Origin of the sequence: Streptomyces sp. NPDC127068, assembly GCF_042724695.1 — a bacterium.
GTDB lineage: Bacteria > Actinomycetota > Actinomycetes > Streptomycetales > Streptomycetaceae > Streptomyces.
Map to the genome: position 1 here is coordinate 1 of NZ_JBHXEN010000129.1, position 1,180 is coordinate 1,180.

Sequence of the window (1,180 nt, forward strand, 5' to 3'; positions counted from 1 at the left end):
GCGGTGCCGACGACGGTGCCGCCGATGGTCATGAGGAGGATGCCGGGGACGATGTAGGCGATGTAAGCGGCGCGGTCGGCGCTGCCGTTGCCGATGCCGGCGCTCATCACGTCGCCAAAGATGTAGACGAAGAGGAGGAGCAGCATGATCGGGGTGAGGAGGAGGTTGAGGGTCATGGAGGGGTAGCGGCGGGCGTGGAGGAGGTTGCGGCGGAGCATGGTGGTGGAGTCGCGGGTGGCGTGGGTGAGGGTGCTCATCGGGTGGTCTCCTTGCGCGGCGCGGGGGCAGTGCCGGGGGCGGGGGTGGGGGTGGGGGTGTGGGGGTTGGTGAGGGCGAAGAAGACGTCGTCGAGGTCGGGGGTGTGGAGGGTGAGTTCGTCGGGGTGGATGTTGGTGGTGTCGAGCCAGTCGAGGAGGGAGCGCAGTTCGCGGGGGTTTCCGGTGCTGGGGATGTGGAGGGTGAGGGATTCGTCGTCGGGGGTGGTGTGGGGTCGGGTGTTCCCCAGGTGAGCGGGGTGGGGGTGGGTGGCTTGGTGGAGGGTGGTGGCGGCGTGGTGGTAGGTGGTGGGGTCGGTGAAGCGGAGGCGGATGTGTCCGCCGGGGATGAGTCGTTTGAGTTGTTCGGGGGTGCCGTGGGCGGCGATCTTGCCGTTGTTGAGTACGGCGATGTGGTCGGCGAGTTGGTCGGCTTCTTCGAGGTACTGGGTGGTGAGGAAGACGGTGACGCCGTCGGTGACGAGTTCGCGGATGATCTGCCACATGTTGTGGCGGGAGCGGGGGTCGAGGCCGGTGGTGGGTTCGTCGAGGAAGATGATCCGTGGGCTGCCGACCAGGGTCATCGCGATGTCGAGGCGGCGTTTCATCCCGCCCGAGTAGGTCGCCGCGGGCTTGCGCGCCGCCTCCACCAGATCGAACCGCTCCAACAACTCCGCCGCCCTACGCCGCCCCTCGCCACGCGGCAGGCGATGCAGATCCGCCATGAGGAGCATGTTCTCCTCACCCGTGATCAGACCGTCAACCGCCGAGAACTGCCCCGTCACACCGATCACCGACCGCACCGACTGCGGTGCGCTGACCGGGTCGTGGCCGCCGACCCGCACGGCACCCGTGCCCGGGCCGGCGGAGACGAGGGTGGAGAGGATCTTCACGACGGTGGTCTTTCCCGCACCGTTCGGGCCGAG

The 1,180-nt window shown here is 68.4% G+C and carries 1 protein-coding gene and 1 pseudogene; both read right to left on the minus strand.

The window, feature by feature from the left end:
• Positions 1 to 257, minus strand: a pseudogene (locus tag ACFWIA_RS35120) (ABC transporter permease); the annotation flags it as partial.
• Positions 254 to 1,180 (minus strand): ATP-binding cassette domain-containing protein (locus ACFWIA_RS35125; RefSeq protein WP_387011335.1); only part of this gene is annotated, 927 nt, incomplete at its 5' end. The pseudogene ACFWIA_RS35120 and the gene ACFWIA_RS35125, both read right to left, overlap by 4 nt.